Below are 26,472 nucleotides of genomic sequence, written 5' to 3' on the forward strand. Positions count from 1 at the left end.
AAGTTGCCGGATGTGTCGAGGAAGATCAAGCCGTCGATAACTTAAACATCACATTGGCCATCGAAATTATCGAGTTACCCAGCCTATCGATTGAGATACCGGGTAACCATTGCCCGATAGCTGCCAAACAGCGAATAACCACCCACCACAATGGCTCCGTCAGTTTGCACGGCCAGCGAATTGGCGGTATCGATGCTTCGCCCCAGACGCGTGCGCAGCCAGCCGTGGCCTTGGCCGAAGTCTCGGTCCAGGCTGCCATCGAGTTGATACCGGGCGACGATAAAGTCTGCTTCAACGCCGCCGATGGTGGCGCCCACAGCGATGATGCGACCGTCGGACATGCGCTGGGCGGCATTCCACTGGCAACCGCTCGGACCGATGTCCAGCACGTGAGGCTGGCCATGGTGACAGTGCAGATCCGGGCGGCCGTTCGCGTGCAAGACAACGGTCAAACAGCGGATCGGATCGCGGCTACTGCCGAAACAAAAGAGCCTGTCGTCGAACTCAATGATCTGACTGACCTGTGCGCTGTTGCCGTGGGCCTTGAAGGCCATGAATCCGTCCACGGCAAAGCGCTCGTCCAGACGGCCATCGGGCAGGTAAACCGCCAGCAGGCCTTGTTGCGGAAAGTCGATGGAGCCCGCCACCACAATTCGGCCGTCGTTTTTCAACAGCAGGGTGCTCAGCCAGGTATTGAGCAGCAGGTGGCGGACCATCACGAACCCGCGTCCGTTGAAAGACTCGTCCAGGCGGCCATCGGGCTGGAGGCGAATCAGCATTCCAGCGTGATCGGCGAGGCTGAAATGGTGATTGGCGATCAGCAGAATGCGGCCATCGGCCTGCACCGCCACGTCACAGGCTTCGACACCGGGTACACCCGGTGGCAGCCAGCTGTCGCGGGTGCCCATGGACAGCTCGCCCGGCAGCCGCACTACTTGAAAGCCCTGCTCACCGAAGGACGGGTCTGGCTGACCTTTGGCATCAAAGAGGGCGAGGGCGGGGAGTGTGCGATGAGTGTTTTCATAATGCAGGCCGGCCAGCAGAATCCTGCCATCGGGCAGCACCTGGACCTTGCCGGCCTTGGCTTCGAAGCCGTCGATGAAGGCGCCGATTACGCTGCCCTGATCGCCGAAGGAGAGATCGGCCGAGCCATCGGTAAGCAGTCGTGCCAGGCCAAAACGGCAGCCTTTGGCCGTGCCGACTTTGGCGGCGACCAAAATCCGTCCCTGCGCATCGAGGGCGACATGCTCGGTCAGGCTGGACAGACTCCCGGCGAAATAGACCTGCGCAACACCGCCGATTGCGAATGCGGGATCGAGCGAACCCGGATTACTCCACGCAGTTGGCAACGCATAAGCGTTCTGGGTAGACATGCACGCATCTCCTTGCGAGTAGACCGATACCCAGTGATTGGGAGGCTAACTGCACGAGCGAAACATTCAACCGCTGAACCGCGATAACTACAACTGTGAGAACTAACAGATGGAGGGTCGTACTGTGCCAGAACAGTGTCTTTTTGAACCAGTGGCAAGCGTGCCAAGTAATTTATGGGAAACCAGCCGGAGGAAGTCGCACGCAGAGTCGGCAGCTCATGCAAATAAGGGGCGGATGAATTCGAAATCATCCGCCCCTTATTGGGTTATCAGTGTGGCATCGACCACGACTGCAACTGATAGCCTTCTTCGCTCAGCTGCGCACGCGCTTGTTGCAGCAGTTGTTCCAATTGGGCAGGGTCGGAATAGGCACTGCTCGGGATCTGCTTGCGACCAATATGGGAATTGGTGCGGTCGATAACGGTCAGGCTCAGTTCGCCATTGCCGTCTTGTGGCGCCCAGGCCACGCACTGGAAAGGCTCGAAGGCGCGGTTGGCAATCAAAAGAGCTTCGTTGATACGGAGCGGGGCAGTCATGGGTTCTTCTCTCTATAGTGCCCAATCAAGTGATGTGCCGTCGGTTGGGCTGACCGTGCGGCGGGTTACTTGTACTGATGCACGCAACCGGGGGGTGGGTCACAACTGAAACAAATAAATTTCAACTTCTTTTGAATAACCCTGCACTTTCAAGCCGATACTCCTTCTGCTCGCCTTGGTCACGGCCTCTCGTTGCAGAGACCGCTAAATAGTCGATAGCAAACTAACAACTAAAATTCTTATAACCCTTTTAGCAACCCTTCTATAAGCAATCGATACAAGCCCCCGTCAAAATCTTGCTAGTGTTACAACCGGGTCTGCCAAATGACTGTTTTTACAATCATTTATTAAGTTTGGCGCCAAGGAACAGTCATGAGCGAAGCGCCTGCGTCGAGACGTTTACTGGTGGTCGATCCCTGTGACGACTGCCACCGCCTTTTGCCCGGACTGCGTGCCGTGGGGTGGGACGTTGATAGCTGTACTCTGGAAAACGCTGCCGACCGAGCCTGCGACGTCGGTTTGCTGCGTTTGCAACCGTTTCATCTGGAACGCCCCGAGGCCGTCAAAGAGCTGATCAGCCGCAGCGGCACCGAATGGATCGCCGTGCTCAATCAGGAAGTCCTGCGTTTGCAGAACGTCGGTGACTTCGTCTGCGAATGGTTTTTCGATTTTCACACCTTGCCTTTTGACGTCTCGCGGGTGCAGGTCACGCTTGGCCGCGCCTTCGGCATGGCGCGCCTGCGGGGCCAAGGCACGATTCATGTGGATCAGCCGGAGCACGAATTGCTCGGGGACAGCAAGCCAATCCGCGAGCTGCGCAAGTTGCTCAGCAAACTGGCACCCACCGAATCGCCAGTGCTGATTCGCGGCGAAAGCGGCACCGGCAAGGAGCTGGTCGCTAGCACGCTGCACCGTCAGTCACAGCGTCACAGCAAGCCGTTTGTGGCAATCAATTGCGGCGCGATACCCGAGCATTTGATTCAGTCCGAATTGTTTGGCCATGAGAAAGGCGCGTTTACCGGCGCCCATCAGCGCAAGATCGGACGAATTGAAGCTGCCAATGGCGGCACGTTGTTTCTCGATGAAATCGGCGATCTGCCGCTGGAGTTGCAAGCCAGTCTGCTGCGCTTTCTTCAGGAAAAACACATAGAACGTGTGGGTGGCAGCCAACCGATTCCGGTGGATGTGCGCGTGTTGGCGGCGACGCATGTGGATCTGGAAGCCGCGATCGAGAAAAAGCGTTTTCGTGAAGACCTTTACTACCGGCTCAACGTGCTGCAAGTCGTGACGGCGCCCCTGCGTGAACGCCACGGCGATTTGTCGATGCTGGCCAACCACTTCTCCCATTTTTACAGCCATGAAACCGGGCGCCGGCCACGCAGCTTCAGCGAAGACGCGCTGATTGCCATGGGCAAACATGACTGGCCAGGCAACGTGCGTGAACTGGCCAATCGGGTGCGGCGCGGGTTGGTGCTGGCCGAGGGACGGCAGATCGAGGCGCGTGATCTGGGGTTGATCAGTCAGCACTCGATTGCCGCGCCGATGGGCACGCTGGAAGACTACAAGACCCGTGCGGAACGTCAGGCGCTGTGTGATGTGTTGAACCGCCACAGTGATAACCTGAGCGTCGCGGCCAAAGTTCTTGGGGTGTCCCGACCGACCTTCTACCGGCTGCTGCACAAGCATCAAATCCGCTAGGCGCTCAGAAACAAAAGATCGCAGCCTTCGGCAGCTTCTGCATTTGATCCCTGCAGGAGTTGCCGAAGGCTGCGATCTTTCGCTGTTGCTCTTAGAAGTAGTACGGGAATTTCAAACTGAACGAAAAGTCCGGCGCATCATCGGTCAGACCGATCGACAGGTTGGGCACAATCGTCAAGTTGTCGGTCGCCGCAACGGTCATGCCGACGTTGAAGTAACCGGCGTTGGCGTCGCTGGACACCACCGATTCCCAATCCCCGCCGTCCTGCTTCAGCTTGCTCTTGCGTTGCACCAGGTCGGACACCGAGAACGACATACTCATTTTCTCGTTGAGCGCGAAAGCGATACCGGCGCCGATCTGGAAGCTGTCGCCGATGCGCACCTTGCCCGGGGTTTTCTGGTTGATGGTGGAACTGATGTCGTCGAACGACTCCTCCAGGTTGTGGGTGTAGGACAGGCTGCCGAACAGCACCGCCGGGTCAAAGGTCTTGACCAGCGAGATACCCGGCGTGATCGACCAGACGCCGTTGCCGGTCGGCAAGGTGTCGGGGACGAACAGGTTGGAGTTGGCATCGGTCGGGCGCAGCTTGATGCCGAATGGGTCCTTGCCGGTCGGCGCTTTGACCCGCAAGGTGACAACGGCGTCAGGGGTGTTGACCGACTCATCGAGGAACTTGTAAGCGATACCGAAGTTGACGTCGCCAAGGGTTGGATCCTTGGTAACGGTTTCTTCGGTAGTGACTCCGGCCGCACCCTCGTTGCCGCCGCCTGACTGATAAGTCGACTCGCGATAGATAACAGGGACGTTCAGGTCGAACTGCCAGCGGTTGTCGAAGTTGTAGCGGCCCGTCAGGTCGAAGGTCCAGGTGTCAGCCTTGATCCGGTCGAGGTTGATGTTGCCAAGAAAGATCGAATCCAGCGCAAGGAAACCGTTGAGGATCAACTGGCGGGTGTCGTAGCGCGAATAAGTGACGCCGGTCTCGACGCTGAATTTGCCGCCGCCAAAAAAGCCGCTGGCTTCGTCATACAAGTTGGAGACGCTTTGCGCCGGTTGCGAATCGTCGGCCAGCGATTGACCGTAAGAAGCGCCACTGCCCCCGGCGGCGCCTCCCGATGCGGCGGCTGCACCGGTGCCTGTGGCGGCTCCGGCGGCGACGCGATTACCTTTCATGTCGGACGGCGATTTGGCCAGCCGTTTTGGCGGAGGGGCGGCGGGTTGTTCTTCTACCTGGCGGACCCGTTGTTCAAGTACCGCCAGCGCTTGTTGTTGTACTTCGTATCGTTGTTTCAGTTCCAGAAGTTCCCGTTTCAGGGCTTCTACATCGGCGTCGGGTGCTGCTTGCAGCATGGCCGCCGGGAGAAGGGTACTCAAACACACTGCAGCACGCAGTGATACTGATCGATACATGGATAAGCCGTCCCTTTAAGCCCAATGATCGAGACTCAGCGTAGTTCAATATCCGATATTGCGTAGGGCCCCAAGTTGGGTCAGATTGCAATCCAGCGCACCGGCGCTTCTGCCGTTATTGTTCAATACGACGTTGAGTTGAGTGAGGTTGTTGACGACGTTGGCGCTGCCCAGCAAACGGGTGTTCTGCAGCAGCCCGCCCTGGGCGACCTGTTGCAGTGCCGTGCCTTGGTTGCCGCTGGCCTGAATGGCCATCTGCACGCCACCGCCATTGGCCGAAACCGCGACGCTGCCGGCGCCGTTGCTGCCAGTAATGGTCTGCCCGGCGACGAGGGCCTGGCCTTGCGACGGCACGAGTGCCGGGGCCTGGCTGGCTTCCCTGACGTTGATCGCCACGTTGTTGTTGGCGGTGTTGCCATCGCCCGCCGCGCGCACGCTTTGCGTCACGCCCTGGGTGCTGTTGAGGCCGGCTCCTCCGATGACGGTGCCTGTGCCCAGCGAAGGAGCACCGCCGTTGCCCGACTCCTTGATCGTAGAGACGTAAAATTCCGGTTTGACTGTTGAAGCCTGAATCTGCATCGAGGTCGCGGCCCCGATCAAGTCGCCACTGGCGTTGCGCCAGGTACTGCTCATGACAATGCCGAAGCTGATAATCCGCCCCGGCATGACATACCGACCACGCAGCTCGGCGAGCTCCTGGTCCTTGATTTCGATGGGTTTGAATCCGGCATGGGCAAAACCTGACGCACTCGCTGCCAGGCAGGCGGCGGCCAGCCAGTATGAGCTTTTCATCTGCTGCTCCCGGGACATCCAGTCCCATTCTCTAACTCGGCGATTAAAAGAAGTCGCTCTGAATGAACCCGAATTCCATCAATTCCGCATCTTTGACCGGGTTGAAGCCGTCAAGCTTGTTTTTCGCCGTCAGCGGCACCGGCGGACTGCGCAAGGCGTTGACCTTGTCGTAGCCGGGACCAACGATCGCAAAGACAATACCGTTCCAACCTTTGACAAAGTCGTCATGTTTGTAGCGTTTGTGGCCGAGTACCGGGTCTGCGATGTACACCCAGTTCTTGTCCGAACGCTGCAGCACGACGAAATGCTTGTAGCCGCGAATGTCCATCAGGACCACCACCGGAATGGTCACCGCTTCGAGTTTCTCGGGCGGGATCCGGTAGCCTCGGGCACGCATGCCGATGCTTTCTACGTAGCGCTTCATGTCGAGCATGGAGAAACCCTGGGTTCGCACCAGGTCCTGGTCAGCGTTGACCAGCATGCCTTTGATGATGTGCTCCTCATCGACGTCGAGCCAATAGGCCTGGCGCAGAACCGTGGCCAGTGCAGCAGCGCCGCAGCTGAAATCGGTTTTCTGTTCGACGATGTCGGCAAACTTGCGCTCACGCAGGCTTTGCACGTCCTTGTAAACCAGCACGCCACCCGGCAGGGCAGCCACGGGCATTTGCGCCGCCTGAGTCAGGCCGCATACGCAAAGCAGAGCGAAGAGGGCAGGAATCCGCATGATCGAACACGCCTTGTGGAACCGAGGAAAAGCCCCGTTGCCGGGGCTTTCGTTTCGACCGCGATTACATGCAGGCTTTGCAACCTGCGGCGATGGACAGCGAGTTGCTTTGTTGGTTGCCCACACCGGCCGAGACGTTGGCTCCACCGTTGCCGGAGAAGTTGTTCATCGAACCGGTCATGTTGGCGTTGTTGACGACAGGGGTTTTCCAGCCGTCTTTGGTCAACACTTGTTGGGTGGTCACGCCAGCGAGGCCAAAGGTACCCACGGCTTCGAACTTGGCTTTCTGATCATCGTTGCCACCGTGGCCGCCGCCACGATTGCCCCAACCGCCATGGTTGTCGTCTTCGATGGTTGCAGTGCCTTTGGCTTTGAACACGCCAGCGGCTGCATACGTACCGGTAAGGGTGTCGGTTTTGTAAGCCTGCACGCCTTTGTTTTCAACAACCAGGCCAGTGGAGGACTGATTGGCAGAGGCAGCAGCCTGCGCTACGCGACCACCGGAAACGGCGATGGCGAGGTTGTTTTTCTGCTGGTTGAAGTTGCCGGAGGTCACGTTGATCCCGATGTTGCCGGAACCATTGTTGCCTGCGTTGTTGAGTGTGGCGTTGTTAAAGGTGGACGAGTTTTTCACGTAGTTATTGTTGTTGACCTGAGTCGCGCTCGAGGCAGCAACAGCGTTGCCGAAGATGAAGCTTTCGTCAGCGGTGGCCAGCGCAGCAGCGTTGTCCTGCTGGTTACCGTCGCCGGCTGCAACGTTGGCACCCATGTTGCCGTTGGAGCTGTTGAGCGAGTCGCTGGCGTTGGCGTTGTTCAGCGTGCCCTGGTTTTTCACCACGTTGCCGTCGCTGTCTTGCGCGTCGAGCACAGCGGCGCCGGCGCCTGCGGTGATTTGCAGGAGTTGCTCCAGGGAAGGCCCCCGAGGCTGGCCGTGCCCGTTACCATGACCGTTGTTGCCACCACGGCCGTCTGCCTGTGCTGCCATTGCCATCACTGCTGCGAGTGCGAAAACCAGTGGTTTGAGAGCCATTGTAGGTTTCATGGTGTTTCTCCGTCGTGCTTATTAGTTGGTTAAGTGTTGGGACTTTTCTAATTGCACTGCTTCTTGTTTGGGTCAGTCTGCGACCCGGATGCTCAGGGTGTTAGCCATTCGGTTCCCCACCCCGGCACTCTGGTTCACCTGAATCACCCCTCGGCTGCCGGTGAAGGCCTGATCACTTGTCGTGACCTGGCGACTGCCGGGTGGGGTGCCAGTTGCTCCTGAGCTAGGTAAAAACGCCACGTTCTGTTGCGACAGGGCGCTGTCGTCAACGCTCTGCGGGCCGGCACTGATGCTGACGCGCGTGACGTTGGCCATTTGATTGTTGGCGCCGGCGCCCTGGTTCACACCGAGGATGCCGTTGCCATTGCTGAAAGAGTTGCCGCCGATGTTGGCGCTCGCGTCGATGGCGCGGCTGGCGGGTGTGTCGATTTTTTGCATGACGCTGGTGGTCGCGTGGGACTCGGTGCCGATGGCAATCGCCTTGGTGTTGGCTTGTTGCATCTGGTCACCGGCGGCCTGGTTGACGTTGAAGTTGCCGCGATACTGAGCACCTGAATCCTGAATATTGGCCTTGTTGACCGACGCCGGATCAGCCATCGCGCTGGAGCAGCCGAGCAGGGCGAGAAGCAGCAGGGTGCGATTCATGTCATTGGCCTCCGGCCATGCGAGTCAGAGGCGCCAGACCGGTGCTCATGGCCCGGTTGACGGTGTTGGAGATCGAGCCGCCAGCGCCACCACCGCTGCCGCTGCGCATGCCGGGCAGACCGTTCTGATTGGTCAACGTGTTCATGCCGGGCAGGTTCGATTGGGGCGTGGTCATGTTGCCGCGAATGGAAGAGCCGCTGGCGACGTTGGCGAAATCGCCATCGTTGAGTTCGGTATTGGTCAGGGTCTGGTTGATCCGCGCCGAAGGGTTGGCGTTGACCGTGGTCGGGTAGGGGTCTTTGCCGCCATTACGACCGATTGCGATGGGCTGGACATCGCGGTTGAGAACGATCACCCCGTTGCCTTCGGCCTGCGCGTCGACGCTGATGAATGCGCTGGCGGCTGATCCGATCAGCAGGAGGCAGGTCAGGCTTTTATTGAAATTCCCCACGGCTGCAATTCCTTCTTCAGTGGGCTGGGTTGTTCAGCGTTGTGAAGGAGAGAGCGAAAGCTGTGCCGGTTTTGAATTGTCTCGTTATTTCAGCGAGTTAGTTGATCTGGAAGGGCGACGTCAGCGACGACTGTTTCACCGCTGAGACACCAGAAAGGCACCGCAGTGGCCAAGTGGCGCTGGAAAGCTCTGGAGCGAGCGTTTGCGCTGAGGTGTTTCATCGGCGTAACAGATCAAATGACGGAATGATGGACAGCGCCTGGATGGGGGCTCTGCGCCACCGGGAGTGTTTCAAAAACGGACGGATTGCCCCGAAACAGCGGGAAATGCTGGCTCAGCGGGACATTAATCGCTCGACCGCCGCAAAGGCCTGCGCTTGCCGTTGCGCCCAGTTGCCCTCGATGATTTGCATCGGCTGCTGATGATCGATCAGCCATGCGCGGGTCGCTTCATAGAACGCCATGCGATCCTCGAGATCCGGTTGGCAGCGCTGGCCGTCCTCGGTCCAGTCAATCTGTTGCGGCGACAGCAGCAAGTGCAGGTCGTAATGGCGTGCCAGCAACTCGGTTTCCAACCAGGCCGGGCAATCGCCGAACAGGGTTTGACTCCAGAGGATGTTGCTCAGCAGGTGTGTGTCGAGGATCAGCAGCGAGGGTTGTTTGGCTCGCGCCTGGTCTTCCCATTGCAACTGGCCGCGGGCGATCGCCGGGATGTCGGCCAGACAGGTGTCGCGTGGGTTTTCTTCGATGAACCGGCGCACGTATTCGTCAACACGCACGCCACCGAAACGCTGTTCGAGGCCTGCCGCCAGCCAGCTTTTGCCGGTCGATTCCGGGCCGGTGAGAACAACGACTTTCATGGGCGCAACGCCGGGTCGGTGCGCCATTCACGCCAGCCTTGCACGGCGAGCAGGGTAAACAGGGCGTAGAGGGCGGCGGTCAGATACAGGCCTTTATAGATGAACAGACCAACGAAGATCACATCGAGTACAAACCACAGCGCCCAGCATTGCAGACGCTTTTGCGCCATCCACAATTGCGCAACCAGGCTGAAACCTGTGAGCGCTGCATCGAGCCAGGGCTGCGCCGCATCGGTCCAGTGCGCCATCGCGGCGCCCAGCAGCACGCTACCGATCGCACCGATGCCCAGGCTTAGAGCAACCGAGCGCGTGTCGAGTCGGGTGACGTCGCGGCCGTCGTGCATCGTCCCGGCCCGGGTCCATTGCCACCAGCCATAGATTTGCAGCGCGGCGTAGATCACCTGCAGCAACATGTCCGAATACAGCTTCACCTCAAAGAAGATCCAGCTATAAAGCAATACCATGACCAGCCCGATCGGCCAGCACCACGGATTCTGTTTGACCGTCAGCCACACGGCGATCACACCGAGGGCAGCGGCAACCAGTTCAAGCCCGGACATGGGGGTTCCTTGCGGGGAATGGAGAAAGGCGCGGATTGTACCGAAAAACCTATAGGAGTGAGCCTGCTCGCGACAGGGGCGTGTCAGGGGAACTTATAGTCTCTGACAGACCGCTATCGCGAGCAGACTCGCTCCCACAGTCAAGGCTCAGACGCGGAATTGGCGCAACAATCCGTTAAGCTGTTCGCTCAGTTGCCCGAGGCGCACGCTTGCCGCGCTCGATTGCTCGGCAGCAATCGCCGTGCTGTGCGAGAGTCCAGCGGCTTGAGTCACGTTCTGGTTGATGTCCTCGACCACATGCGCCTGTTGCAGCGTGGCGCTGGCAATCGAGGCGTTCAGACCGTTCAGATTGCGCAACGCCTGACCGATCGCGTTGAGACTCGCGCCAGCCAGTCCTGCCTGTTCGATGGTCAGTTGCGACGCCTTGCTGCTGTCGCCGATCACCTTCACGGCTGCTTCCGAATGGCTCTGCAAGCGCTCGATCATCGACTGAATCTCGGCGGTGGATTTCTGCGTACGCTGCGCCAACAACCGCACCTCGTCCGCCACCACCGCAAAGCCGCGACCTTGCTCGCCCGCACGCGCAGCCTCGATTGCCGCGTTGAGTGCCAGGAGGTTGGTCTGTTCGGCGATCGAGCGAATCACTTCCAGTACGCTACCGATCTGCGTGCTCTCGGCGGCGAGGGTGCGGATCACTTCGACGGCCTGATCAATCGTGCCGGAGAGCTTGTCGATCTGCTGCAGACTGCCGTCAATATTGATCTGACCCTGTTGCGCCTGCGCTTCGGCGTCGCGCATTTCAGCGGCGGCATGCTCGGCGTTTTTCGCCACGTCCTGCACGCCATACGTCACTTCGTTGATCGCCGTGGCCACCAACTCCATCTGTTGCGACTGCTGCTGGCTGCGCTGCTGAGCCTGCGTCGCGTCGTTGCCCAGCTCACTGGACGATTCACCCAGGGCGCTGGCAGAGACCTGCAACTCGCCAATCACCCGACGCAACTTCGCCGTGAAGGCATTGAAGTGATGGGCCAGCTCCGTGACCTCGTCCTTGCCATGGGTGTCGAGGCTGCGGGTCAGGTCGCTCTCGCCGCTGGCGATGTTCGCCATGGCGTTAACCGTTTCCTGAAGCGGGCGAACGATGCTGCGCGCAATCAGAATCACCAGCAGCGCCATGATCAGCGCAATCGCCAGGCCGATCGCCGATGCCTTGATCATCTGCCCCTGGAATTCGACCTGTACATCATCGACATACACGCCGGAGCCGATCACCCAGCCCCACGGTTCGAACAATTTGACGTAAGAAGTCTTGGCCACTGGATCGGTTGCGCCGGGTTTCGGCCAGCGATAGTTGACCATGCCCGCGCCTTTCGCCTTGGCGATGGCGACCATCTCGTTGAACACCGCAAAGCCGTCCGGATCGCGGATCGCAGAGAGGTTCTGGCCTTCGAGTTTGGGATTGGTCGGGTGCATGACCATCACAGGGGTGAGGTCGTTGATCCAGAAGTAATCGCTCTGGTCATAGCGCAGGCCGCGGATCGCGGTCAGCGCCTGTTTCTGCGCGGCCTCTTTTGTCAGCGTGCCGGCGGTTTCCAGGCCGTGGTAATAGGTCAGCAAACCACTGGCGGTCTGCACCACATGCTGGGTTTTCTGGGCCTTGGCGTCGTAGAGGTCGGCATGGATCTGTTTGAGCATCAGCGCACCCAAGGTCAGCAACATGACCACTGCCACAATCAAAATGAGCCACAAGCGTCGGCTGATCGACACACTGCGCAAGCTGTTCATAACGCTGTCACTCCGGGTTCTTGTTCTTGTAATGATCGATCGCCAGCATCCAGCCACGACTGCGGTGCGTAACTGTGCGGCACAAGCCATTCAGCGCGGGAAGCACTAATAAGGCTTGTCTGTTAGGATTTCGGCCCCGCGCGCGAAAACCTGAATCCGGTTTTGAAATTTCACGGAATTTTTACCGTTTCGTGTGGATCCTGTGCGCGCGGAATCGGTACAGCTTTTACCGGCTACGCTGAACGCAGTGAACGCTAAAAAATATTATCGGGGCATGCCTGCGTGCATCGCTCTTTGGGGGATTGATGGATCTTTGGACCGCCTTGCAGGCACTGATATTGGGAGTTGTAGAAGGGCTGACGGAGTTTTTGCCCATTTCGAGTACGGGTCACCAGATTATTGTCGCCGACTTGCTGAACTTTGGCGGTGAACGGGCCATGGCGTTCAACATCATCATTCAGCTCGGCGCGATTCTCGCGGTGGTCTGGGAGTTTCGCCGCAAGATTCTCGACGTGGTGGTCGGTTTGCCAACCCAGCCGAGCGCTCGGCGCTTCACCGCCAACCTGCTGATTGCGTTTCTGCCTGCCGTGGTGCTTGGGGTGATCTTTGCCGATCTGATCCACGAATACCTGTTCAACCCCATCACCGTTGCGGCTGCGCTGGTGATCGGCGGCATCATCATGTTGTGGGCCGAACAGCGTCAGCATGAAATCCACGCCGAGACGGTCGACGACATTCGCTGGACCGACGCCCTGAAAATCGGTTTCGCGCAATGCCTGGCGATGATTCCCGGCACGTCACGCTCCGGCTCGACGATCATTGGCGGGTTGTTGTTCGGCCTGTCGCGCAAGACGGCGACCGAGTTTTCGTTCTTCCTCGCCATGCCGACCATGGTCGGTGCAGCGGTGTACTCGGGTTACAAATACCGCGACCTGTTCGTGCCGGCAGATTTCCCGGTGTTCGCCATCGGCTTCGTCACGGCGTTTATCTTCGCCATGATCGCCGTGCGGGGGCTGCTCAAATTTATCGGCAGTCACAGCTACGCAGCGTTCGCCTGGTACCGGATTGTTTTCGGTCTGGTGATTCTGGCGACCTGGCAATTCGGCTGGGTGGACTGGTCGGCGGCCAAGGCATGAATGATGCGCGCAACAGGCGGGCTGAAAAACGCCCGGTCGGCGGCGCCATTCAGCATCTCAAACTGAAACTGGGGTTGCTGCTGCTCGTCAGCGCGCTGCCATTGTTCGGCTCGCTGTCGATGTGGCTGCAGGGTATTTCGCTGTTGCCGCTGGCGGCGTACGGGATTGTCAGTTTGCTGGCGTTTTTCCTGTACTGGGCGGACAAGCGCAAGGCCCGCGTCGATGCCTGGCGCACGCCGGAGAACATCCTTCATGCAGTGGAACTGGCCGGTGGATGGCCGGGCGCGTTGATCGCTCAGCAGGTGTTTCGGCACAAGACGCGCAAGGTGTCGTTTCAGATTCTGTTCTGGGTGATTGTGCTGTTGCATCAGGTGTTCTGGATTGACCAGCTATTCCTCGGCTCCAGCCTGTTGACCGTGTTACAGCAATAGGCCGATGCGGGTCTTCTTGGGCAACTTGCTCACCACCAGTTGATGCGAGCGCTGCAACAAGCCCCGCAGTTCCGCAGCGCCCAGCGGATAGGGCGGGTGCATGATGATCCACTGCGCCCGCGCCAGATACGGCGCCGGGTGAATCCCGGGGCGGTCGCAATGGCCCAGAAACAGATCCTTGTCGACCTTGAACGCCAGCGAGTCGCCACGCAGCCCCTGCAAGGCAAACATCTTGTTGCCGGCAATCGAAAACACCCGCACGCCGCCCCACTTGTAGTCTTCCCGCGCGCCGGGCAGGCTCATGCAGAACGCGGCAACCTCGGCTTCGCTCATCTTTCCCTGTTTCATAACAGCCGCTCCCCGCAGGCATCGAACGATTCGACCAGATGATCAATCCACGCACGCACCGCCGGCATCACCCCGCGTCGATGCGGATACACCGCTTGCAGCCAGCCGCCGGGCAATGACCATTCTGGCAGCACTTGCACCAGCGTGCCGTTACGCAATTCGGTCTCGCAGAACATCATCGGCAGCACGGTAAAACCCTGACCGGCCAGCACGCAGGCCTTGCGCACCACGAAGTCATCAATGCCCAGCCGCGCTTCCATGCTCAGATCGACGCTTTTGCCTTGCTGATCAAGCAGGCGCACATGGACCATTCGATCGGCTTCCAACGCGCCCAGCACTGGCAGGTTCTTCAAATCCTGGGGGTGACTGATCGTCTTGCCCTCCATGAAAGCGGGACTGGCGATCACTACGGCCTGCGCCTGACGCAACCGACGAGTGACGAGCAGCGGGTCCTCGTCGCCGTGATCCCTGACACGCAGCGCCACATCGATTCCCTCGTTGACTAGATCCACTCGCCGGTTGAGCAGGACAACTTCCAACTGCACTTGAGGAAACTTGCCAAGGAAATCGCTGATCACCACTGGCAACATTTCATGGGCGAGGCCGGTGGGGCAGGACACACGCAAGCGACCACGCGGCTCGCTGGACATGCTGGCCACCGCCTCGTCGGCCATTTCCGCTTCCAGCAACATCGCCTGACAGTGGCGCAAATAGCGCTCGCCGACGGCGGTGAGATTGAGTTGGCGAGTGGTGCGCTGCAGCAGCCGCGCACCGAGGCGTTCTTCCAGCTCGGCAATGCGCCTTGATAGCCGTGACTTGGGAATACCGAGCAACCGGCCGGCGGCGGCAAATCCGCCAGCCTCGACCACTTTGGCGAAATAGTACAGATCGTTGAGATCCTGCATGCGTGATTCCAGCTGTTCTATCAGTGGGACGAACTATCGCATTGTTGGCGACTAATCGACCATTGGTTTCTTGGGTAGGATTGTCTCCATTGCGCCGCCACTGGCGATTCCTTACAGGAGAACCCACATGAAACTGTTGCACATCGATTCGAGCATTCTGGGCGACAACTCGGCCTCCCGTGAGCTGAGCCGTGAAGTCGTCAACGCCTGGCAAACCGCTGAGCCGAGCGCCGTGGTCACGTATCGCGACCTTGCCGCTGATGCCATCAGCCATTTCTCCTCGACCACACTGGTCGCCGCCGGCACTACCGCCGAGCTGCGCGACGCCGTACAACAGCACGAAGCCGAACTGAGCGCGTCGACCCTGGCCGAATTCATCGCCGCCGACGCTGTAGTGATCGCCGCGCCGATGTACAACTTCACTATTCCAACTCAGCTCAAGGCGTGGATCGACCGCGTTGCCGTGGCCGGCCAGACGTTCCGTTACACCGAAGCCGGCCCTGAAGGCCTGTGCGGCGGCAAGAAAGTGGTGATTGTGTCGACCTCCGGCGGCATCCATGCCGGTCAGGCGAGCGGCATCGCTCACGAAGAATATCTGAAGCTGGTGCTGGGTTTCCTCGGCATCACCGACATCGAAATCGTCCGTGCCGAAGGCCTGGCGTATGGCGAAGAGGTGCGCAACAACGCCATGACCGCTGCGCAAACGAAGATCAGCGAGCAACTGTTCTCCGCCGCGTAAGGCCTGTGTAAAAAACAGCTGATGTTCAGGTAGTTCTCAAAAAACTCTGTATTCTGGTTCCGCAAGGGCCGAATGCGGAGTTTTTTGTTTCTGGCTGTTACATAATCTGGCCCGGGTTATGCAGTTTCGGCGCATCTGACGATGTGATCCAACAGGACGGGGCATTCATGAGGCATCTTTGTGCACTGTTGCTGATTTGCCTGCTGGGCTGCCTGAATTCAGTGCAGGCTGCGCCGGGGCGACACCCTGTCTGGAGCGTCGGTTATCATGAGATGACTTTTCTTGACCCGCTCGATTTGCAACCGATGCGCGCCATTGCGTTTTACCCGTCCAGTGACCGTGAGCATCTGAGTCTGCTTGATGGCTACTCAGTCGAAGCTGGCGAAGACACCAAAGTCGCCATCGGCCGCTTTCCGATGTTGATGCTGTCCCACGGCAACACCGGCACGCCGCTTGCGCTGCATGACCTCGCGACGTCGCTGGCGCGCAAGGGCTTTGTGGTGGTTGCGGTTATTCATCCTGGCGACAACTCCCGCGACCACAGCCGACTGGGCACATTGAGCAATCTTTACGGGCGGCCTATCCAGATATCCCAAGCGATCACCGCGACTCTCGGCGACGCGATGCTGGCGCCGTTCGTCAATGCTGATCAGGTGGGTGTGATTGGTTATTCGGCCGGCGGCGAAACGGCGCTGATACTCTCGGGCGCGCAACCGGATCTGGATCGCTTGCGGCGTTATTGCCAGGAACGCCCAGACGATCACGATGCCTGCAATACGCAAGGCGAGCTGATTGTCGATCGCGATGACTTACAACCGGTGGCCGACCCACGTGTGCATGCCTTGCTGCTAATGGCGCCTTTAAGCCTCAAATTTGGCCGCCACACCCTGGCGGATGTGCATGTGCCGGTGCTGCTCTACAGCGGCGACGGCGACAAACTGGTGGCTTTCGATAAAAACGCGGCGGCACTGGCGCGCAAGCTGCCCACCGCGCCGGACTTCAAATTACTGGCCGGGGCAGGGCACTTCGTTTTCATGGCACCGTGCACACCCGAACAGATCCTCGCGATGCCGGCGCTGTGTACCGACGCTGATGGGGTGGATCGAAAGGATATTCATCGCAACCTGATTTCAGAGGCCGGCCGGTTCTTTGCCCATGCACTGGGTCAATCGACGAGAGCGGGCATGCAGACGGCGGATCAATAATTTCCACCACAAATCTCCTACAGGGGGATCGCGTTGTTCAGGCCATCGCTCGGCGTTTGAGCAGCAGGGTCAAACCCAAACCGGTCACCGATAACAGCGCCGCGCAGAAGAAAATCCACGAATACCCCAGATTCAACGCCACCGCGCCCATCAACGGCCCAGCTATCGCCAGTGCCAGATCGAAGAACACCGCATAGGCTCCCAGGCCCGAACCGCGACTGGAAGCCGGCACCTGTTTGATCGCCTCGACCCCCAGCGCCGGGTACACCAGCGACAGGCCAAACCCCGCCAGCCCGGCGCCAATCAGCGCATAAGCGGTGGAGGGCGCAAGCCACAACATCACCAGTCCCACGGTTTCGACCGTCATGCAGACGATAGCCGAAGCAAACCCGCCAAATCGGGCAATTGCCGAGATAAACAGCAGCCGCGACAGAATGAAGCAAACGCCAAACACCGTCAGGCAGTACGCCGCGCCGCTCCAGCCACGATTGAGGTAATACAGGGTAATAAAAGTGGTCAACGTGCCGTAGCCAATCGACGCCAGCGTAAGGCTGGTTCCGTAAGGCGCAATCTTGCCGAACACCGCCCAGAACGACAGGCGCTCGCCGCGAATCACCGGCACCGACGGCTTGTTGCGGATCAGCCACAATGCGCCCGCCGCCAGCGCCGACAATGCAATCCCGAGACTGACAAAACCATACTGCGCGACCATCACCACGCCCAACGGCGCGCCGATGGCAATCGCGCCGTAAGAGGCAATGCCGTTCCAGCCGATGGATTTAGCCGTGTGTTCGACACCGACCTGACCCATGCACCAACTGATGGTGCCAACGCCAATCAAGCCTTGGGCGACGCCGAGCAACAAGCGCCCGGCGATCAGAATCAACAGGCTGGTCAGCGGAAAGCTTTGCAACAAGGTCGAGAGCAGCGTCAGCGCGCCACTGAGCACAATCCCCCACAAACCATAAATGATCGCCTGCTTGGTGCCGAGGGTGTCCGACATGCGCCCGGCCATGGGCCGACTGAGCAGAGTGGCCAGGTACTGCGAACCGATCACCAGCCCGGCAATGATCGCGCTGAAACCCAGTTGTTCATGCACATAACCGGGCAACACCGCGATCGGCAAACCGATGCAGAGGAAAGCAATAAATGTGTAGAAAACGATGGAGACGATCTGCAGGGTGATCGCCAGTGAGCTTTGCGGGGGCTGTGGCTGCGCAGACATGAGCACTCGTTCGCGGGCGGCGGTGGGAGGTACTTGTCATGATGGCTTGGGCGCATGAGAAAAGAAAGCAGGCTAACTATTTTCTCCTGAGACTGATGTCGCTGCTATTGGCCCCTTCGCGAGCAGGCTCGCTCCCACATTTGGAATGCATTCCCCTGTGGGAGCGAGCCTGCTCGCGAAGGTGTAAGCACCTACAAATCTACCGATCCTGAAATGCAAAAAGCCCCGTCACATGGACAGGGCTTCTAATCTTGCAGCTTGAAACTCGCAGCTGCTATTAAAACACCACCCCCTGGCTGCGCAGGTAATCGTCGTACGTGCCGCTGAAGTCGGTCACGCCGTTCGGGCTCAGCTCGATGATGCGCGTGGCCAGGGACGATACGAACTCACGGTCGTGGCTGACGAAAATCAGCGTGCCCGGGTAGTTTTCCAGCGCCAGGTTCAGCGCTTCGATCGATTCCATGTCCAGGTGGTTGGTCGGTTCGTCCATGATCAGCACGTTCGGCTTTTGCAGGATCAGCTTGCCGAACAGCATGCGACCTTGCTCGCCACCGGAGATGACCTTGACCGACTTGAGGATCTCGTCGTTGGAGAACAGCATCCGGCCCAGGGTGCCGCGAATCATTTGCTCGCCCTGAGTCCACTGACCCATCCAGTCGAACAGCGTCACGTCGTCTTCGAAGTCGTGAGCGTGATCCTGAGCGTAGTAGCCCAGCTCAGCGGCGTCGGTCCATTTCACGGTACCGGCATCCGGGGTCAGTTCGTTGACCAGGGTGCGCAGCAGCGTGGTTTTGCCGATACCGTTCGGGCCGATGATCGCCACGCGTTCGCCGGCTTCAACCTGGAAGCTGAAGTCCTTGAACAGTGGCTTGCCATCGAAACCTTTGGCCATCTTTTCGACCATGACCGCCTGACGGTGCAGCTTTTTGTTCTGTTCGAAACGAATGAACGGGCTGACGCGGCTGGAAGGCTTGACCTCGGCCAGCTGGATCTTGTCGATCGCCTTGGCGCGGGAGGTGGCCTGCTTGGCTTTCGAGGCGTTGGCCGAGAAGCGGCTGACGAACGATTGCAGTTCGGAGATCTGCGCTTTCTTCTTGGCGTTGTCCGACAGCAGCTGCTCGCGGGACTGGGTCGCCACGGTCATGTATTCGTCGTAGTTGCCCGGGAACAGACGCAGCTCGCCGTAATCCAGGTCAGCCATGTGCGTGCACACGCTGTTCAGGAAGTGACGGTCGTGGGAGATGATGATCATCAGGCTGTTACGCTGGGTCAGGATGTTTTCCAGCCAGCGAATGGTGTTGATGTCCAGGTGGTTGGTCGGCTCGTCGAGCAACAGCACTTCCGGATCGGAGAACAGCGCCTGTGCCAGCAACACGCGCAGTTTCCAGCCTGGCGACACTTCGCTCATCGGGCCGAAATGCTGTTCCAGTGGAATGCCCAGACCCAGCAACAGCTCGCCGGCACGGGATTCGGCAGTGTAGCCGTCCATCTCGGCGAATTCGGTTTCCAGCTCGGCCACGGCCATGCCGTCTTCTTCGCTCATTTCCGCCATCGAGTAGATGCGGTCACGCTCGGCCTTGACCTTCCACAGCTCTTCGTGACCCATGATCACGGTGTCGATCACCGTGAATTCTTCGTAGGCGAACTGATCCTGGCGCAGTTTACCCAGGCGCACGTTCGGCTCGAGCATGACCTGACCGCCCGACGGATCAAGATCGCCGCCGAGGATTTTCATGAAGGTCGACTTGCCGCAACCGTTGGCGCCGATCAGGCCGTAACGATTGCCTGCGCCGAATTTGACCGAAACGTTTTCGAACAGCGGCTTGGCGCCAAACTGCATCGTGATGTTAGCTGTGGAGATCAATTACCTTACCTATCAATGGTTTAGAGCTGGTCTGTGATGCCAGGTACCGACTTGGCTACCCATCTGGAGCTTTTCCAGCTCCCCCCAGTCTGTGCTTGAGTTGAGCCAACGCGCATGCGTCGACCGCAACGTTGGGCCTTTGGAGCCAAGCTGCTGAGCGACGAATTCGGGGTTCTTGTTGGACATTGCGCGCATTGTCGCATAAGTCAGACGGCAGTTATATGGCAGGCAGGCGACGGTGCGTCGGCGGCACGCTCGACATCCGCTGATCAAAATCTCTGAAACTCGAATGAACTCAATCCGCGATTGCTCTTTCGGAATGTGAAGCAGCAGCGATTTAATTCATTGAGTGAGGATTACGCCATGCGAGCAATGACCTACCACGGCGTCCATGACGTCCGCGTCGAGACTGTGCCAGACCCGAAACTTGAAGCTGACGACGACATCATTTTGCGCGTGACCGCCACGGCCATCTGCGGCTCGGATCTGCACATGTACCGAGGGAAAATTCCCACCGTCGAGCACGGCGACATCTTCGGTCATGAGTTCATGGGCATCGTTGAAGAAACCGGCTCCGCCGTAACTGCAGTACAACCGGGCGACCGTGTGGTGATTCCCTTCGTCATTGCCTGTGGTGGTTGCTTCTTCTGCCAGCAAGAACTGTACGCCGCGTGCGAAACCACTAACGCCGGCCCCGGCGCGGCGTTGAACAAAAAGCTGATTCCGCCACCGGCGGCGCTGTTCGGTTATAGCCGACTCTACGGTGGGATTCCCGGTGGCCAGGCGGAGCTGGTGCGAGTGCCAAAAGCCAACACCGGCCCGTTCAAGGTGCCGGGCACGCTGTCCGACGAAAAGGTTCTGTTTCTCTCGGACATCCTGCCGACTGCCTGGCAAGCGGTAATCAACGCCGGCGTCGTACAGGGCTCGAGTCTGGCGATCTATGGCGCTGGCCCCGTCGGCTTGCTCACCGCGGCCTGCGCAAAAATGCTCGGTGCGGAGCTGATTTTTATGGTCGATCACCATCAATATCGACTGGACTACGCTCAGCGCACCTACGGCGTCATTCCGATCAACTTCGATGACGACGATGACCCGGCCGACACCATCATCAGCAAGACCCCGGGCCATCGCGGCGTCGATGCGGTAGTCGATGCCGTCGGGCTGGAAGCGAAGGGCAGTACCACCGAAACGGTAATGGCTACACTCAAGCTTGAAGGCAGTAGCGGCAAGGCCCTGCGTCAGTGCATTGCTGCGGTGCGGCGCGGCGGTGTGGTCAGCGTGCCGGGCGTTTATGCAGGCTTTATTCATGGCTTCATGTTTGGCGATGCGTTCGACAAGGGCCTGACCTTCAAAATGGGCCAGACTCATGTGCAACGCTTTCTGCCGGAGCTGCTGGGCTACATTGAAACCGGAAAGTTGCAGCCCGATGCGATCATCACCCACAGGCTCTCGCTTGAGCAGGCGGCCGAGGGTTACAAGATCTTCAATAAGAAGCAGGAAGAATGCCGCAAGGTCATTCTGACCCCGGGCGGCAGCGATGTTCCGCTGGCGCAACTGGACGAAACGGCGCCATTGGTACCAGCAACCTGAGGAGTTTTCATGGCGTTACCGTCATCTTCGTTTGCAGCCCCCGTGCGCGCATGGTTCGTGCACCTGTCGCGTACCGGATGGGGAGGGCGCCTTTTCTGGCTGACACTGGTCGTCGTGACCCTGTTGCTGTTGATCAGCGGCTACACCGGGCTGGTCAGTACCGGCCACGACACCTTGCATCTCGCCACGCTGGGTGGACTCGCCGGATTCGTGGCGACGACAGTCGGAGCGCTGTTGGCGCTGGCGCTGCGTGCGATCACCTCGCGTACTCAGGACACGATGCTGGGTTTCGCAGCGGGAATGATGCTCGCCGCCAGTTCTTTTTCGCTGATCCTGCCGGGCATCGCGGCGGCGAAGGAGGCGCTGAGCAATCCCATGCTCGCCGCTGCCGTCGTCGTCGCCGGCATGGCGTTGGGCGTGGCGTTGATGGTCGGCCTCGATCGCTTCGTCCCGCACGAGCACGAGAAGAGCGGTCGTCGCGGCCCGGAGGCTAAACGCTTCAACCGTGTGTGGCTGTTCGTGTTGGCCATAACGCTGCACAACTTGCCTGAGGGCATGGCGATCGGTGTCAGCTTCGCCACGGGCGACATGAACATCGGTTTGCCGCTGACCACTGCCATCGCCATTCAGGACATTCCCGAAGGCCTGGCGGTTGCGCTGGCCTTGCGGGTCACCGGGATCTCGGCGATCCGTGCCGCGCTGATTGCGGCAGGTTCCGGATTGATGGAGCCCCTGGGCGCAATTATCGGGTTGGGGATCACCAACAGCTTCGCCCTGGGCTTCCCCGTAGCGATGGGGCTGGCGGCGGGCGCAATGATTTTCGTGGTGTCCCATGAAGTCATTCCGGAAACCCACCGTAATGGGCACGAAACGCCCGCGACGCTGGGGCTGATGCTCGGCTTCGGCGTGATGATGTTTCTCGACACGGCTTTGGGCTAGCAAACATCGCGCGCCGTTAAGCGCTTCGCTGCGAACAAAAAAGGAATTTTTTTCAGCGCCGGTCACTCTTTCGTTTATAGGCAATGCCGATAACGCAGGGGAAAGAGTCATGTCGCTGATCGAAATCCCGACCAGGAAGTCTTCGGGTAAAACATCCACGCCGGCGGATACCGAGCGCCGGCTCTATGACCGATTGTTGGCGGAAGACTCGACGGCTGACCGCGCTGCGCTGGAATTTCTCCGGTGCCAATTGAGCAAGGCGTCGGCATTGCCTGATGACCTGCCGGGCAGCGCCGAAGAGCTGTTGCAATGGTCGGAAACACGTTGCGCCAGAGTGGCTGCCGAATACGCTGATTACCTCGAAGAACGCCAGCAGGGCGGACCGCGACGTTATTTCCGCAACAAATCCCACGCGCTGTACTTCATTCTGCATGTAGCGCCGACCAAGGAAGTCGATGGAGCCTGGCTGGCGGGGCTTCTGCCGCAATGGCAGGATCCGCGCTGCGACGACCTGCTCGATACGTATCTCGAAGAGCTGGGCGAGGGTATTCCTCGGCAAAACCATGTAGTGATCTATCGCAAGTTGCTCGCCGAGCATGATTGCTCCGATCTGAGCGGCCTGGCCGACGAGTATTTCCTGCAAGGCGCCGTGCAGTTGGCATTGGGTCGATTCGGCGGGCAGTTTCTGCCTGAAGTCATCGGCTTCAACCTGGGCTACGAGCAGTTGCCCTTGCATCTGTTGATCAGTGCGTATGAGCTGGCCGAGCTGGGCATCGATCCGCACTATTTCCGTTTGCATGTGACCATCGACAACGCCAGCACCGGCCACGCGCGCAAGGCAGTCCAATCGATGCTTGAGCTAATGCCGCTGGGCGTTGAGCGCGATGAGTTCTACCGACGCATGGCTGTCGGTTATCGCCTCAATGATGTAGGCAAGGGCACGACGGCCGTCATCAAGGAGTTCGACCTGGAGCGCGAAGTCATTGCCATGCTTGAGCGCAAGGCTGTGTTCGGTCGGCACATGCATTCCGATTATTGCCGGATCGAAAACCGCACCATCAATCAATGGCTGGCAACACCGGGGCAGATGGGTGAATTTCTCTCTGCACTGGAGCGCAAGAGCTGGATCAAGCGCGGCGAGGCGGTGGAGGAAAGCCGCTTCTGGCGTCTGATCGATGGCAGCGATGCGGCGATGTTCGGCGTGTTCAACGGCTATGAAAAACAGCTGTTGCGCGACTGGATCACCCAGGACTGCCCGGCCTCCCGACCTCGGCCGTATGTCCGTCGCGAAGCCGCCGTTGAAGAAACCTTCGACGATGATGCAGATCTGCTCAACCTGGAAGCCGCACTGGCTGACAAGCCTGCCGCCGAGCAGATGGCGCTTTTGATGCCGTGGCTACAACCCCAACGACACTGGCGCCCGGCCGGACTTTTCGCGACGCGTCGCTTCATGCAATTGCGCGCCCGCTTGCGTTGAAACAAGGAGCTTTCATGTCGGCACAAGAGACATCGGACAGAATCCTGTTCGAGCTGGGCAAGCGCCTGCTCGACAGTGGTTATCACTTCATTACGCCAACGCCATTGACCCACGAACGCTTTATGCAACGCTTTGCCACGCCGCTGGCCAAGGACCTGCGCGATGTGTTCGGCTGGTCGATGCCATTTCCCGCCGACCTGTTCACCGCACACGAACTCGCCAGCCTGGAGCAGGCCGGCGTCGTCGAACGCGATGGCTCGGTGTGGCGCAGCCAGGTGCGCTGGTCGAGCCTCAATGATCGCTTGTTCGCGCATTCGGCCTTCCCCACGACGGCGAGCGATGCGGTGTTCTTCGGCCCTGACACCTACCGATTTGCGCAGGCGATCGAAGCGCAATTGCAGCAGCGCTTCTCGCCTGTAAAGCGCTCGGTCGATATAGGCTGCGGCAGCGGCGCCGGGGCTGTCATCATCGCCAAGGCACGGCCGGACGCCGAAGTGCTGGCCGTGGATATCAACCCGCAAGCGTTGCGCATGAGCGCGGTGAACGCTGAGCTGGCGGGAGCCAATAACGTGTCGGTCTATCGCAGCGATCTGCTCGGCAGCGTCGAGGGCGAGTTCGACTTGATCATCGCCAATCCGCCGTACATGAACGACCAGCAACAGCGCGCTTATCGCCACGGTGGCGGGGCGCTGGGGGAGGGCCTGTCGGTGCGGATTGTCCGTGAGGCCTTGCCGCGTCTGGCAATCGGCGGGACTTTGCTGGTGTACACCGGCGTGGCGATTGTTGCCGGGCAGGACCCGTTCCGCCAAGCCATAGCACCATTGGTTTCAGGTGAGCGTTACGGCATGACGTATCGTGAGCTCGATCCGGATGTGTTCAGTGAGGAACTGCTCAAGCCCGAATACGAACGCGCCGAGCGAATCGCCGTGGTCGCGTTGACGGTGACTCGCGAGCAGTGACGCACGGCTGGGCCACTGCTCGCTGCGGTGGCCCTTATCGATTTCTGACGCGTGAAATCGCCAGCAGACACACCCCGACCAGCATGGCCGCACCGGCAACCAGCAGCGGCGAAGGGCGTATCGGCAGACGCGAAAGACGCTCGATGCGCCGCTCGCGGGTGGGTTCCACCGGTGGCGTGGGTTCGGCCTGGTAGGGCGCTTCTTCAATTTCCAGTCGTAACCCGTCCTGCATTACCAGCGTGAGCGCTTCGATGGTGCCGGCAATCCTGTCCGGATAAACCGGCTCACCGGTGGGGTCGAGCTGATCGTAAACAAACTTCTGCCCTTCAAGCCAGCCGACGGCGGTCTGCAATTCAGGACCCAGGTAGTACTTTGCACCGAGAAAAAAGCCAGAGAATTGGGGGGCGCGCTCGACGCTTTCAATGCGATAACGCTGTCCCGGTTTCATGCCGGTTTCTGGGGCGATCATGGGTGTTCCTCCCGTTGTTGGTAAGCGATAGAGGACTGCGCACGGACCGTGGTTCCATCGAATTGCGCAACGGCCAACGGCCTTTACCCGGCAAGCGTGAAAGACAGTTTTTCACAGTTGAGGATTCACTATCCGTTACAAAGTGTGGCTAAAATGCCACCCATTCATCGAGCGCCCTAAAACGGCGCGGGCCAAGGACGCGCCCTGTGCATTCAGACCGCTGCATAAGACGCTGGGCCCAGGCCGCCACGCGCGCAGTTTGTTCACTTTTGACGTGCGACCCCTTTACGTGAAACTCATCATTGCCGCTGTATATGTCATTTCCATCGCCTACGTTCACTTGCGTGGGCGCGTGCGTCACAAGCTGGGACGGCAATTGAGTGACCACTCGACCTTTCTCGCCCCGATCAACTGCTTCCTTTATCTGTTCTCGAAAATCCCCAACAAGCCTTACTTGAACCCGGCGGACTTTCCCGATTTGAGTCCGTTGCAGGCGCACTGGGAGGAGATTCGCGAGGAGGGCCAGAACCTGCTGCGGGCCGGCGAGATCAAGCGTTCGAATCAATACGATGACGTTGGCTTCAATTCTTTCTTCAAGACCGGCTGGAAGCGTTTTTACCTGAAGTGGTACGGCGACAGCCATCCATCGGCGATGAAGCTGTGCCCGCGCACCACCGAACTGGTGCAGAGCATCGGCTCGATCAAGGCCGCTATGTTTGCCGAGTTGCCCCCGGGCTCGAAGCTGGTGCGTCACCGCGATCCATACGCCGGTTCGTATCGTTATCACCTGGGCCTGGACACACCGAACGACGCGGGTTGTTACATCAATGTCGACGGTGAAAACTACCATTGGCGTGACGGCGAAGCGGTGATGTTTGACGAGACGTTTATTCATTACGCAGAAAACACCACGGACAAGAACCGCATCATTCTTTTCTGCGACATTGAGCGGCCGCTTAAATACCGCTGGGCAGCGGCGTTCAACCGCTGGTTCAGCCGGACCGTGATGTCGGCGGCGGGCGCGCCGAACGATGCAGGGGACAAGACGGGCGGTATCAACCGTTTGTTTACCAGGATCTACAAGATCCGCTTGCGTGGCAAAGAACTGAAGAAGCGTAACCGGACGCGGTATTACCTGGAAAAGTGGGCAATTTTTGCCGCGTTGCTGGCGATCTTTATCCTTATCTGACTCTTTGCGGTGTTAGTACTGGACCTTTCGGGAGCAGGCTCGCTCCGACAAATGAAATGCGTTCCCTGTGGGAGCGAGCCTGCTCGCGAATGCGACCTCACAACCGACATATCTCAAGCTGACTCA

General features: G+C 59.3%; 26 protein-coding genes. 10 read left to right on the forward strand and 16 right to left on the reverse strand.

The annotated features are described in order from the left end of the window. Positions 1-83 precede the first annotated feature (83 nt). Both HU727_RS04720 and HU727_RS04725 read right to left on the reverse strand, forming a co-directional pair. Complete coding sequence (locus tag HU727_RS04720) at positions 84-1,373, reverse strand: NHL repeat-containing protein (protein WP_186528507.1); 1,290 nt, start codon at positions 1,371-1,373, stop codon at positions 84-86. Positions 1,374-1,642: 269 nt separating this feature from the next. Beyond that, complete coding sequence (locus tag HU727_RS04725; protein WP_186528508.1) at positions 1,643-1,909, reverse strand: hypothetical protein; 267 nt, start codon at positions 1,907-1,909, stop codon at positions 1,643-1,645. Positions 1,910-2,281: 372 nt separating this feature from the next. Here HU727_RS04725 and HU727_RS04730 point away from each other — a divergent pair, with 372 nt between their 5' ends. Continuing rightward, positions 2,282-3,607, forward strand: a complete 1,326-nt coding sequence (locus tag HU727_RS04730; protein ID WP_186528514.1) for a sigma-54 dependent transcriptional regulator — start codon at positions 2,282-2,284, stop codon at positions 3,605-3,607. Between the two features lie 91 nt (positions 3,608-3,698). Here HU727_RS04730 and fapF read toward each other — a convergent pair whose 3' ends face one another. The 9 genes from fapF to HU727_RS04775 form a co-directional block, all read right to left on the reverse strand. After that, complete coding sequence (fapF, locus tag HU727_RS04735) at positions 3,699-5,015, reverse strand: fibril amyloid transporter FapF (RefSeq protein ID WP_186528516.1); 1,317 nt, start codon at positions 5,013-5,015, stop codon at positions 3,699-3,701. A 45-nt stretch (positions 5,016-5,060) separates the two neighbouring features. After that, positions 5,061-5,807 (reverse strand): fibril amyloid subunit FapE, encoded by a 747-nt coding sequence (gene fapE / locus HU727_RS04740; RefSeq protein WP_186528518.1) that lies wholly within the window; start codon positions 5,805-5,807, stop codon positions 5,061-5,063. Between the two features lie 43 nt (positions 5,808-5,850). Further along, entirely contained in the window at positions 5,851-6,531 is a 681-nt protein-coding gene (fapD, locus tag HU727_RS04745) for a fibril amyloid maturation endopeptidase FapD (RefSeq protein ID WP_186528520.1), read from the reverse strand. Between the two features lie 64 nt (positions 6,532-6,595). After that, positions 6,596-7,573 (reverse strand): amyloid-like fimbrin subunit FapC, encoded by a 978-nt coding sequence (gene fapC / locus HU727_RS04750; protein ID WP_186528522.1) that lies wholly within the window; start codon positions 7,571-7,573, stop codon positions 6,596-6,598. 72 nt (positions 7,574-7,645) lie between these two features. Beyond that, positions 7,646-8,218, reverse strand: a complete 573-nt coding sequence (fapB, locus tag HU727_RS04755; protein ID WP_186528524.1) for a fibril amyloid subunit FapB — start codon at positions 8,216-8,218, stop codon at positions 7,646-7,648. 1 nt (position 8,219) lies between these two features. Continuing rightward, entirely contained in the window at positions 8,220-8,669 is a 450-nt protein-coding gene (gene fapA / locus HU727_RS04760; RefSeq protein ID WP_186528526.1) for a functional amyloid chaperone FapA, read from the reverse strand. Between the two features lie 334 nt (positions 8,670-9,003). Beyond that, complete coding sequence (locus HU727_RS04765; RefSeq protein WP_186528528.1) at positions 9,004-9,528, reverse strand: AAA family ATPase; 525 nt, start codon at positions 9,526-9,528, stop codon at positions 9,004-9,006. Continuing rightward, positions 9,525-10,088, reverse strand: coding sequence for a nicotinamide riboside transporter PnuC (gene pnuC / locus HU727_RS04770; RefSeq protein WP_186528530.1), 564 nt, complete (start codon positions 10,086-10,088; stop codon positions 9,525-9,527). The genes HU727_RS04765 and pnuC overlap by 4 nt, the downstream gene beginning before the upstream one ends. 147 nt (positions 10,089-10,235) lie before the next feature. Next, complete coding sequence (locus tag HU727_RS04775; protein WP_186528532.1) at positions 10,236-11,870, reverse strand: methyl-accepting chemotaxis protein; 1,635 nt, start codon at positions 11,868-11,870, stop codon at positions 10,236-10,238. Between the two features lie 305 nt (positions 11,871-12,175). Between HU727_RS04775 and HU727_RS04780 the strand changes: the two genes are divergently transcribed. Together HU727_RS04780 and HU727_RS04785 are read left to right on the forward strand one after the other, a co-directional pair. Next, a complete protein-coding gene (locus HU727_RS04780) occupies positions 12,176-13,006 on the forward strand; it encodes an undecaprenyl-diphosphate phosphatase (RefSeq protein WP_186528534.1) in 831 nt (276 codons plus the stop codon). Then, on the forward strand, positions 13,003-13,437 hold the full coding sequence (locus tag HU727_RS04785) for a DUF1294 domain-containing protein (protein WP_186528535.1): 435 nt from the start codon (positions 13,003-13,005) through the stop codon (positions 13,435-13,437). Before HU727_RS04780 ends, HU727_RS04785 begins: the two co-directional genes overlap by 4 nt. On the opposite strand, the gene HU727_RS04790 is transcribed toward HU727_RS04785, so the two are convergent. Beyond that, positions 13,426-13,785, reverse strand: a complete 360-nt coding sequence (locus HU727_RS04790; protein WP_186528544.1) for an MmcQ/YjbR family DNA-binding protein — start codon at positions 13,783-13,785, stop codon at positions 13,426-13,428. The two genes, HU727_RS04785 and HU727_RS04790, sit on opposite strands and share 12 nt — an antisense overlap. Next, positions 13,782-14,690 carry a LysR substrate-binding domain-containing protein gene (locus tag HU727_RS04795; protein ID WP_186528546.1) on the reverse strand — a complete coding sequence of 303 codons (909 nt, stop codon included), beginning with the start codon at positions 14,688-14,690 and terminating at the stop codon, positions 13,782-13,784. Before HU727_RS04795 ends, HU727_RS04790 begins: the two co-directional genes overlap by 4 nt. Before the next feature lie 127 nt (positions 14,691-14,817). On the opposite strand from HU727_RS04795, the gene HU727_RS04800 reads away from it, so the two are divergent. Further along, the gene (locus HU727_RS04800) at positions 14,818-15,429 is read left to right on the forward strand and encodes an FMN-dependent NADH-azoreductase (protein ID WP_186528548.1); all 612 of its coding nucleotides are present in this window, start codon (positions 14,818-14,820) and stop codon (positions 15,427-15,429) included. 167 nt (positions 15,430-15,596) lie between these two features. Beyond that, entirely contained in the window at positions 15,597-16,634 is a 1,038-nt protein-coding gene (locus tag HU727_RS04805) for an alpha/beta hydrolase family protein (RefSeq protein WP_186528549.1), read from the forward strand. A gap of 37 nt (positions 16,635-16,671) precedes the next feature. Here the strand turns inward: HU727_RS04805 and HU727_RS04810 are convergent, their stop codons facing one another. Both HU727_RS04810 and HU727_RS04815 read right to left on the reverse strand, forming a co-directional pair. Beyond that, complete coding sequence (locus HU727_RS04810) at positions 16,672-17,859, reverse strand: MFS transporter (protein WP_186528550.1); 1,188 nt, start codon at positions 17,857-17,859, stop codon at positions 16,672-16,674. A gap of 277 nt (positions 17,860-18,136) precedes the next feature. Beyond that, the gene (locus tag HU727_RS04815; protein ID WP_186528551.1) at positions 18,137-19,723 is read right to left on the reverse strand and encodes an ABC-F family ATPase; all 1,587 of its coding nucleotides are present in this window, start codon (positions 19,721-19,723) and stop codon (positions 18,137-18,139) included. Between the two features lie 363 nt (positions 19,724-20,086). Between HU727_RS04815 and HU727_RS04820 the strand changes: the two genes are divergently transcribed. The 4 genes from HU727_RS04820 to HU727_RS04835 all read left to right on the forward strand — a co-directional run bounded on the left by HU727_RS04820 (position 20,087) and on the right by HU727_RS04835 (position 24,688). After that, complete coding sequence (locus HU727_RS04820) at positions 20,087-21,313, forward strand: zinc-dependent alcohol dehydrogenase (RefSeq protein WP_186528552.1); 1,227 nt, start codon at positions 20,087-20,089, stop codon at positions 21,311-21,313. Positions 21,314-21,322: 9 nt separating this feature from the next. Next, positions 21,323-22,252, forward strand: coding sequence for a ZIP family metal transporter (locus HU727_RS04825; protein WP_186528554.1), 930 nt, complete (start codon positions 21,323-21,325; stop codon positions 22,250-22,252). Positions 22,253-22,361: 109 nt separating this feature from the next. Continuing rightward, positions 22,362-23,729 carry an iron-containing redox enzyme family protein gene (locus tag HU727_RS04830; RefSeq protein WP_186528556.1) on the forward strand — a complete coding sequence of 456 codons (1,368 nt, stop codon included), beginning with the start codon at positions 22,362-22,364 and terminating at the stop codon, positions 23,727-23,729. A 14-nt stretch (positions 23,730-23,743) separates the two neighbouring features. Beyond that, complete coding sequence (locus HU727_RS04835) at positions 23,744-24,688, forward strand: methyltransferase (protein ID WP_186528558.1); 945 nt, start codon at positions 23,744-23,746, stop codon at positions 24,686-24,688. A 34-nt stretch (positions 24,689-24,722) separates the two neighbouring features. On the opposite strand, the gene HU727_RS04840 is transcribed toward HU727_RS04835, so the two are convergent. Next, a complete protein-coding gene (locus HU727_RS04840; protein WP_186528560.1) occupies positions 24,723-25,157 on the reverse strand; it encodes a short chain dehydrogenase in 435 nt (144 codons plus the stop codon). Between the two features lie 289 nt (positions 25,158-25,446). Here HU727_RS04840 and lpxO point away from each other — a divergent pair, with 289 nt between their 5' ends. Then, positions 25,447-26,346, forward strand: coding sequence for a lipid A hydroxylase LpxO (gene lpxO, locus HU727_RS04845; RefSeq protein WP_186528569.1), 900 nt, complete (start codon positions 25,447-25,449; stop codon positions 26,344-26,346). Positions 26,347-26,472: the final 126 nt, after the last annotated feature.

Source organism: Pseudomonas khorasanensis (assembly GCF_014268505.2).
In the GTDB taxonomy this organism is placed as follows: domain Bacteria; phylum Pseudomonadota; class Gammaproteobacteria; order Pseudomonadales; family Pseudomonadaceae; genus Aquipseudomonas; species Aquipseudomonas khorasanensis.

What these genes read in the sequence shown, in the direction of transcription:
- HU727_RS04720 (WP_186528507.1), bottom strand. Translation starts at nt 1,373, where the DNA reads ATGTCTACCCAGAACGCTTATGCGTTGCCAACTGCGTGGAGTAATCCG.
- HU727_RS04725 (WP_186528508.1), bottom strand. Translation starts at nt 1,909, where the DNA reads ATGACTGCCCCGCTCCGTATCAACGAAGCTCTTTTGATTGCCAACCGC.
- HU727_RS04730 (WP_186528514.1), top strand. Translation starts at nt 2,282, where the DNA reads ATGAGCGAAGCGCCTGCGTCGAGACGTTTACTGGTGGTCGATCCCTGT.
- fapF (WP_186528516.1), bottom strand. Translation starts at nt 5,015, where the DNA reads ATGTATCGATCAGTATCACTGCGTGCTGCAGTGTGTTTGAGTACCCTT.
- fapE (WP_186528518.1), bottom strand. Translation starts at nt 5,807, where the DNA reads ATGAAAAGCTCATACTGGCTGGCCGCCGCCTGCCTGGCAGCGAGTGCG.
- fapD (WP_186528520.1), bottom strand. Translation starts at nt 6,531, where the DNA reads ATGCGGATTCCTGCCCTCTTCGCTCTGCTTTGCGTATGCGGCCTGACT.
- fapC (WP_186528522.1), bottom strand. Translation starts at nt 7,573, where the DNA reads ATGAAACCTACAATGGCTCTCAAACCACTGGTTTTCGCACTCGCAGCA.
- fapB (WP_186528524.1), bottom strand. Translation starts at nt 8,218, where the DNA reads ATGAATCGCACCCTGCTGCTTCTCGCCCTGCTCGGCTGCTCCAGCGCG.
- HU727_RS04765 (WP_186528528.1), bottom strand. Translation starts at nt 9,528, where the DNA reads ATGAAAGTCGTTGTTCTCACCGGCCCGGAATCGACCGGCAAAAGCTGG.
- pnuC (WP_186528530.1), bottom strand. Translation starts at nt 10,088, where the DNA reads ATGTCCGGGCTTGAACTGGTTGCCGCTGCCCTCGGTGTGATCGCCGTG.
- HU727_RS04775 (WP_186528532.1), bottom strand. Translation starts at nt 11,870, where the DNA reads ATGAACAGCTTGCGCAGTGTGTCGATCAGCCGACGCTTGTGGCTCATT.
- HU727_RS04780 (WP_186528534.1), top strand. Translation starts at nt 12,176, where the DNA reads ATGGATCTTTGGACCGCCTTGCAGGCACTGATATTGGGAGTTGTAGAA.
- HU727_RS04785 (WP_186528535.1), top strand. Translation starts at nt 13,003, where the DNA reads ATGAATGATGCGCGCAACAGGCGGGCTGAAAAACGCCCGGTCGGCGGC.
- HU727_RS04790 (WP_186528544.1), bottom strand. Translation starts at nt 13,785, where the DNA reads ATGAAACAGGGAAAGATGAGCGAAGCCGAGGTTGCCGCGTTCTGCATG.
- HU727_RS04795 (WP_186528546.1), bottom strand. Translation starts at nt 14,690, where the DNA reads ATGCAGGATCTCAACGATCTGTACTATTTCGCCAAAGTGGTCGAGGCT.
- HU727_RS04800 (WP_186528548.1), top strand. Translation starts at nt 14,818, where the DNA reads ATGAAACTGTTGCACATCGATTCGAGCATTCTGGGCGACAACTCGGCC.
- HU727_RS04805 (WP_186528549.1), top strand. Translation starts at nt 15,597, where the DNA reads ATGAGGCATCTTTGTGCACTGTTGCTGATTTGCCTGCTGGGCTGCCTG.
- HU727_RS04810 (WP_186528550.1), bottom strand. Translation starts at nt 17,859, where the DNA reads ATGTCTGCGCAGCCACAGCCCCCGCAAAGCTCACTGGCGATCACCCTG.
- HU727_RS04820 (WP_186528552.1), top strand. Translation starts at nt 20,087, where the DNA reads ATGCGAGCAATGACCTACCACGGCGTCCATGACGTCCGCGTCGAGACT.
- HU727_RS04825 (WP_186528554.1), top strand. Translation starts at nt 21,323, where the DNA reads ATGGCGTTACCGTCATCTTCGTTTGCAGCCCCCGTGCGCGCATGGTTC.
- HU727_RS04830 (WP_186528556.1), top strand. Translation starts at nt 22,362, where the DNA reads ATGTCGCTGATCGAAATCCCGACCAGGAAGTCTTCGGGTAAAACATCC.
- HU727_RS04835 (WP_186528558.1), top strand. Translation starts at nt 23,744, where the DNA reads ATGTCGGCACAAGAGACATCGGACAGAATCCTGTTCGAGCTGGGCAAG.
- HU727_RS04840 (WP_186528560.1), bottom strand. Translation starts at nt 25,157, where the DNA reads ATGATCGCCCCAGAAACCGGCATGAAACCGGGACAGCGTTATCGCATT.